General features: G+C 41.2%; 3 protein-coding genes and 1 tRNA gene. 1 reads left to right on the forward strand and 3 read right to left on the reverse strand.

From position 1 onward, the window contains the following. Nucleotides 1–38 precede the first annotated feature (38 nt). The 3 genes from acnB to flgL form a co-directional block, all read right to left on the reverse strand. Nucleotides 39–2,648, reverse strand: a complete 2,610-nt coding sequence (gene acnB / locus CJD30_RS03725) for a bifunctional aconitate hydratase 2/2-methylisocitrate dehydratase (RefSeq protein WP_294916435.1) — start codon at nt 2,646–2,648, stop codon at nt 39–41. Nucleotides 2,649–2,873: 225 nt separating this feature from the next. Then, on the reverse strand, nt 2,874–5,117 hold the full coding sequence (locus CJD30_RS03730; RefSeq protein ID WP_294916441.1) for a DNA translocase FtsK: 2,244 nt from the start codon (nt 5,115–5,117) through the stop codon (nt 2,874–2,876). 100 nt (nt 5,118–5,217) lie between these two features. Further along, a complete protein-coding gene (gene flgL / locus CJD30_RS03735) occupies nt 5,218–7,350 on the reverse strand; it encodes a flagellar hook-associated protein FlgL (RefSeq protein ID WP_294916437.1) in 2,133 nt (710 codons plus the stop codon). Between the two features lie 149 nt (nt 7,351–7,499). Here flgL and CJD30_RS03740 point away from each other — a divergent pair. Next, nucleotides 7,500–7,583 (forward strand) — tRNA-Leu (locus tag CJD30_RS03740). Nucleotides 7,584–7,732: the final 149 nt, after the last annotated feature.

A 7,732-nucleotide genomic window follows, 5' to 3' on the forward strand; every position in this document is an offset into this window, starting at 1 on the left:
AGACTAGCCCTCTGAAAAGAGGACTAAGAAGGAAAGGATTATACCGCTTTGATTGTTACACCGTATTTTTCTTCTGCAACGTTACGTGCTTGAAGCGAGTAAGATGCGATCTCATTAAAATTGAGATATTTATAAACATTATCAGCTTTTCCAGCCAATTTTTGTGGAACGATGCTCATATACTCTGCTACCGTAGGAATGCGTCCAAGCGCTGCACACACGGATGCGAGTTCAGCAGAACCGAGGTACACTTGCGTCCCTTTACCAAGACGGTTGTCAAAGTTACGTGTAGAGGTTGAGAAAACTGTAGAACCCTCACGTGAACTTGCTTGGTTACCCATACAGAGTGAACATCCCGGAACTTCGGTTGTCGCGGCTACCGATTTATACACATCGTAGTAACCTTCGTTAATGAGTTGTTGCTCATCCATACGAGTTGGCGGAACGATCCAGAATTTTTCAACAGCAATTTTGCTTTCACCGCGCATTACTTCACCCGCAGCACGGTAGTGACCGATATTGGTCATACAGCTGCCTAAGAATACTTCATGGATGGTTTCTCCGGCTACTTCGCTCAAAAGTTTCACATTGTCCGGATCATTTGGACATGCTAAGATCGGCTCAGTCACTTCTGCCAAATCGATTTCGATGATTGCTGCATATTCAGCATCAGCATCCGGCTCCATCAATGTAGGGTTAGCCAACCACTCTTTCATTTTATCGGCACGGCGTTGCAAAGTACGAGCGTCTTCATATCCGTCTTTGATCATTGCTTCAAGCAACGTCACATTTGATTTGAGATATTCGATGACCGGCTCTTTGTTCAAACGAACAGTACATGCAGCTGCTGAACGCTCTGCAGACGCATCGGAGAGTTCAAATGCCTGTTCAACTTTCATGTTCGGTAACCCTTCAATCTCCAAAACACGTCCATTGAAAATATTCTTTTTCCCTTTTTTCTCGACTGTCAATAGACCTTGTTTAATCGCATAATACGGGATCGCATTGACTAGGTCACGAAGGGTGATACCCGGTTGCATTTCGCCTTTGAAACGGACAAGAACCGATTCAGGCATTTCAAGAGGCATTGAACCAGTAACCGCTGCGAATGCAACCAAACCTGAACCTGCCGGGAAACTTACACCGATTGGGAAACGGGTATGAGAGTCACCACCGGTTCCAACAGTATCCGGCAAGACCATACGGTTAAGCCATGAGTGGATAACACCATCAGCTGGACGTAGAGCAACACCGCTGCGTGAGCTGATAAATGCAGGCAATGTTGCGTGCAATTTTACATCCGATGGTTTTGGATATGCTGCGGTATGACAGAATGATTGAAGAACAAAATCAGCTGAGAAACCAAGTGCTGAAAGCTCTTTAATCTCATCACGTGTCATTGGTCCGGTTGTATCTTGGCTACCGACTGTGCTTGTGATCGGCTCACAGTACATACCAGGGCGAACACCATCCATACCACATGCTTTTCCTACCATTTTTTGTGCAAGAGTATACCCTTTACCGCTATCAGCAGGTTGTACCGGCTGTGCGAAAATAGTTGCAGGTGCTAGACCAAGTGCTGCACGTGCTTTTGCCGTTAATCCACGTCCGATGATAAGAGGGATACGTCCACCTGCACGTACTTCATCTTCGATAGTATTTGGACGAAGAGAGAACGTAGCGATAACAGAGCCATTTTTTGTAATGGTTCCGGCTTTGGTGTCGATATCGAGGACATCGCCTGTTTCCATTTGACCGACATCAGCTTCGATCGGTAGTGCACCGGAATCTTCACAGGTTGCAAAGAAAATAGGGGCAATAATACTTCCGATAACAACACCACCGGTACGTTTATTCGGGATTCCCGGAATGTCTTCACCCATGTGCCACTGAACAGAGTTTGCAGCTGATTTGCGGCTTGAACCTGTCCCAACAACGTCACCGACATAGGCAATCGGAAGCCCTTTTGATTTAAGTTCTGCAATTTTTGCAATACCTTCCGGCATTTTTGCACTAAGCATGGTTGTAGCGTGAAGAGGAATATCTGAACGCGTGAATGCTGCACTTGCAGGGGAAAGGTCATCGGTATTGGTTTCGCCAGGGAATTTGAAAACAACAACACTAAATTTTTCTTCGAGAGGTTTCTTTGCTGTAAACCACTCTGCATTTGCCCATGATTCTAATACCTCTTTTGCATATTTATTGCTTTTTGAAAGATCGACAATATCATTGAATGCATCATAAACTAAGAGAGTGTGTTTAAGTTGATGCGCAGCATCAGGAGCAAGTGATTCAATAGAGAGTGCATCGATAAGAGGTTTTACATTGTAACCGCCTACCATTTTCCCTAGAATCTTGATAGCTGCAATTTTGTGATCATCACTATTGATATCACTGTTATCCGCCAAGAAAGCTTTTACTTCACCTTGTACCACTTGGTGTAAAAATGCTGCTTTAACGTGTGCACCATCATCAACACCCGGGTTGACACGATTAGAAAGCATATCAACCAATCCACAGTTTTTTGATGTTTCTGCACTAATAAGATCAACAAGAGCAGTAACTTGCTCTTTGGTTAATGGCAAAGGGGGGATTCCTTGTGCCGCTCGTTCTTCAACGTGTGCTTTGTATTCGTCCATAAAAGCCATAGTGACTCCTGTGCATGTTAATTTTGAATGATTATATCAGAAGAAAAAAGCTGATTTTTATAAATGTTACAAAAGTAAACATATTTTTGTGAGATAATTTCATCAAATGAGAATATTTGTAACAATTTATGGTAATGTAAAAAATAGCATATGATAGGCTATAAAAAAAAATGGCAAAAAGGTTACATATTTTGAATTTTGAGTAAAATCTCCACGAATGGAGAATTAAAAAGGATCATTTACAATGATGTCACGGTTGCCTTTTGCATTAGGGGCTGAGAGAATACCGTTGTTTTCCAGTTGCTCGATAAGTCGTGCTGAACGATTATAACCGATTTGCAATCTTCGCTGGAGATAGCTGATAGAGGTTTTTTGTTCACTTAGAACGATATTTTTAGCCTCTTCGTAGAGTTCATCGGTTTCTTCATCCCCAGATGAACTGGTATCAGATTTTGGACTATCTTCTTTATCCCGTAAGAAACGGCGATCATAATCGGGTTCACGTTGACCTTTGAGGAAATCAACCACTTTTTCGATTTCTACTTCGGTACTCCACGGTGCATGAAGCCGTACAAGACCGCTCATTCCCGGAGGAGTGAAAAGCATATCACCCCGTCCTAGCAATGATTCGGCTCCCATTCCGTCAAGAATAATTTTACTGTCGATTTTTTGTCCCACTTTGTAACTAATGCGCGATGGTAGGTTTGCTTTGATCAGTCCCGTGACAACATCGACGCTTGGGCGCTGTGTTGCAACGATCAAGTGGATACCGCTAGCACGAGCCATTTGTGCCAAACGGGCAATGGAATATTCAACGTCTTTGCCACTCGTCATCATCAAATCGGCAAGTTCATCGATGATAACGACGATGTACGGTAAGAGGTCCCGTTTTTCAGCTTTGGCTTTTTCATTGAAATTTTCAATGTTTTTGGTACGTGTCTCACTCATTAATTGATAACGGCGTTCCATTTCGTATACCATATTGTTGAGTGCAGATATAGCCTCTTTTGGTTTTGTGATAACCGGTGTCAGTAAGTGGGGAATATCATTATAGATCGAAAATTCGAGCATTTTTGGATCGATCATCAGCAGTTTAAGTTGATCCGGGGAGTTTTTGTAGAGCAAACTCAAAATCATCGAATTGATACCGACACTTTTTCCACTACCGGTTGTTCCTGCGATGAGAAGATGCGGTAATTTCTTGAGATCAGTTACAAACGGTTTTCCGACAATGTCTTTACCCAAGATAAGGGTAAGAGGAGAAGCCGCTTCTTGGAAAAGCTGACTCTCTAACATTTCACGAAGATAAATTGTTTCGACCGCTTTGTTTGGAATTTCGATACCTACGACATCTTTGCCGGGAATAGGGGCCTGAATACGGATAGTTTGTGCTTTAAGTGCCATTGCCAAATCATCTTGAAGCCCCAAAATTTTAGATACTTTGATGTTGGCAGCCGGTTTGAATTCAAAGGTTGAGACAACAGGCCCGGCGTAGGTTCGTACAACATCCCCCTCGATATTAAAATGTTTGAGCTTCTCAATCAAATCTCGGATTTTATCATCGAGTTCCGCTTCATCAACCATAGTCTGTTTTTTAGGCGGATTTTGAAAAAATTCTAAAGGCGGAAGTTTGAAATTTTTGGGTTTTTCACTAATCCCTTTATCGATTTGATCGAGAAGAATTTTATTCTCTTCTAATTCATCTACAACGAGGGTGTGTTGTTTTGATTCTTTTACTTTTTTTGCCATGCTCAAAATGGTAGACTCTTTCGGCTCAGCGATGATAGGTTCTTGATTCTGGACGGGTTCGATAAGAGGTTCATCGATAGATTCATTGAACACTTGAGGTTCAGATTCTATTATCTGGAGTGTAGGTGTTGCAATAGGATGCGATGGGATGATCGGTTCAGGTACAAAAGTGTTATTTTCAAGAGTATTGTCTATGAATGAAGGTGTTTCCTGGATGCTTTCCATCGTAGGCGATTTTTCTTCATTAATAGGTATGGTTTTGGAAGGCTTGATCGATGTAAGAGGTTTATCCATGTACTCTTTTAACGGCTGGGCTAATTCTGATAAGCTTTGCTCCATAACCAAAACAATCGAGACTGTAGCCATCATAAGCCACAATATCCATAGACCGAATCCTCCGATATAAACAGCTAGTGTATCGGCAACACTCCCTATCAATGAGCCTCTATACTCCCCGCTCACAACAAGTGCTTGAAAAAATAGAAGTGCGACAAACAATAAAGCAAAAACAACACTCATTTCCAAGCGTCGTTGTATTTCACCGTCGTATTTATACCAGTATAAAAGAGGGACCATCAAAAGGAGTAAATAGGTATAGGCAACATAACCGAAAAGATGAAGATTCATTTGGGCGAATGATGCACCGTACGCTCCGATGATGGATGGATCACCGATTATTGTTGCAAGCCCCAGATAAAATAAAACGCCGAAGCCGGCAATGAAAAGTATATCGCGTACTATAGGAGATCCTTGAAATAAGTATGTAAAATGGCTAAATTATAGCAAAAAAGGGTATATAAACCCATTTTATTGCAGTTTGCTATAAATAATTAACGAGAGAAAGTTTTGAAACTTTTGAAATGTTGGATAACAGGGCTTGATAATTCAAACTTAGCTGTTGAAGCTTTAATTGAGATTCAGCAATATCGGTATCAATGACATCGGATTGAAGACTTTTTGTGTTGGTTATCAACAATGAAGATCGATCCGATGAAGATTGTAAAACCTGTGAATAGGAACCTGCTTCTGTCTGGACACGGGAGACATGATCCAATATATCATCCATCATTTTTATGCCGTTTTGAATACCAAAATTTCGAGGGTCGGTAGCATCTGAACCATCAGATCGCTTTTTACCCTCTTCAACGGAGCGTATCATTTGATCGATTTGAGCAAAAAAATCTGTTTTTGGATCACGAGTTGTTAATGCACTGTTAGCATTGAAAGTAAGCGATGAACCGGATGTGGTTGTATAATCGTTTGATGTAGCATCATAAAAAGCGAGAGTTGCTTGGGTCGATGGATTTACTTTATCTTCAAAAACCATTTTTCCTGAACTGTCAAGCTTTGTTGAAGCAAGGGCATTTGATGATGCGATGGCTGCATCGTATTGAGTTGCATTATTAGCTGTTGGCAATGAGCCGCTTACAGCCATATTGACAACATCCATGAGCTGTTTGTATGTCATGGTATCTGCTGAAGCCACGGTGCGGGAGGTATCTGCATTATAAATATTGAACGGAGTAATGGCAACACCATTTACCGTACCGCTTACAGAGGAAGCTGCAGCCAAATTGATTTGAATATCATACGGGAAACCATCAACATTTTTACCTTGAAGATTCAAGGTTTTACCTACCAATGTTCCGCCGCTTGCAACATCTATCAATTTCGTGGAAGCTGTGGCGAACGCATTATCGGATTTGAGAATTTGAGCTATATTTGAGCTCAATTTTGCACCATTTTGTGCAAAATTGGTACGGTCGTAATTGATACCCTCAATGGTATTTGGTGTCCCGGTCGGTGTTGTGAAACCGCTCTTTGTAAATTCTTTGATATACAATCCCGGTGTTGTTATCGCGGCGGTTAAATAATCGGTCGATCCTCCCTGAAGGTTATCGATCTCTCCAAGCGTTGCTCCATAGAGCGCAGCATCAGATATATCGGCAGCATCACCGGCATTTGTTGCGTCAAAATCGATTGCACCGACCATATGAAAATCCAGTTTGCTTGAACCTGCTAGCTTATCGGCTATTTCAATTTGTCCGTTAGCATTCAGTGTAACATTGACTTGATTGGCGGTTGGACTGAGTTGATTCGGATCGTATGCCAATGCAATTTTGTGCATTAAATCATCCATCGTATCGGTTGTCGCCATGGTGATTTTGGATTTGAACGATGTTCCGTCGGTACGTGTTCCTTGAAGATAAAAATAGGCATTACGTCCGGCATCGTTTGTTGAATCGGTATCAGTATCACCCATAAGATCACGAATAGTGCTTGTAGTTGTAATGTAGGTATCTTTAGCATCACTACGCGGCATAATAGTGTCTTTCATAATATCGGGATACAAATCGGTCAGGCTTTTTTGGGCTACGTTAGCCGATATGGTTCTATTAATGGTGTTTTCACTCCCATAAAAAAGCTGTGATCCGCTGATATTGTATTTTTGTTTGAGACCTGAACCGATAAACGCTTTTAAATTTTGATCGTTTCCTTGATATGAGCCATCATCGGCCACCGGTTTTACCGAAGTAGCAGTACCTGAAAAAAGGTATTGCCCCCCTACAGAAGTATTTGCTAAAGTCATAAGATGATTTTCAAGACCGCGAAGCTCTTTTGCAATTGCTTGTATACTCGCATCGGAATGGACATCATTAGCGGCATTGATCAATTTAACTTTCATTGATTCTACCGTTTTAATAATTTCGCCGATTGTTGTGTCGGTTTGTGTTGAAAATTTATAGGCGCTTTGAGCACTACTTTTGATTTGTGTGAGCGTTGTTACTTCATCATCCAATCGCAAAGTATCGCTGAATACAGTAGGGTCTTCATGTGCGTATTGAATTTTTAAACCCGAGGCAATTTGTTTATTTACATCGAATAGTTGTTTGTTTAATTTATTGTTTTCGCCATAAATGTTGTTGTAATAAGACGATGGTGTAATCCTCATGACAAATCCTTTTGCACGATCTTATAACATGCTAAGCAATAAAAGTTCCATACACACTATATCGACAAAACAAAAAAATCGATTAGAAAAAATGGTTTTACGTATTTTTAAGCAAAAGGTTCCTATAATTCCACCTCTTCACAAGACATGCCAGTGTGGTGAAATGGTAGACACGCCGGATTCAAAATCCGGTGGCGCGAGTCGTGGCGGTTCGAGTCCGCCCACTGGTACCACTTTTTTATTCAAAAAATCCCCTAAAATACGAACTTTGAAGCTTTTTGAAAGAAGCAACGAGCTTTTTGTTACACCTATGTTACACCATTGCTTGTTATACCTTTTAAAATTGCACCATGTTGTAACATAGTTACACGCTTATTTAAAC

Origin of the sequence: Sulfuricurvum sp. PD_MW2, from assembly GCF_002633015.1 — a bacterium.
In the GTDB taxonomy this organism is placed as follows: Bacteria; Campylobacterota; Campylobacteria; order Campylobacterales; family Sulfurimonadaceae; genus Sulfuricurvum.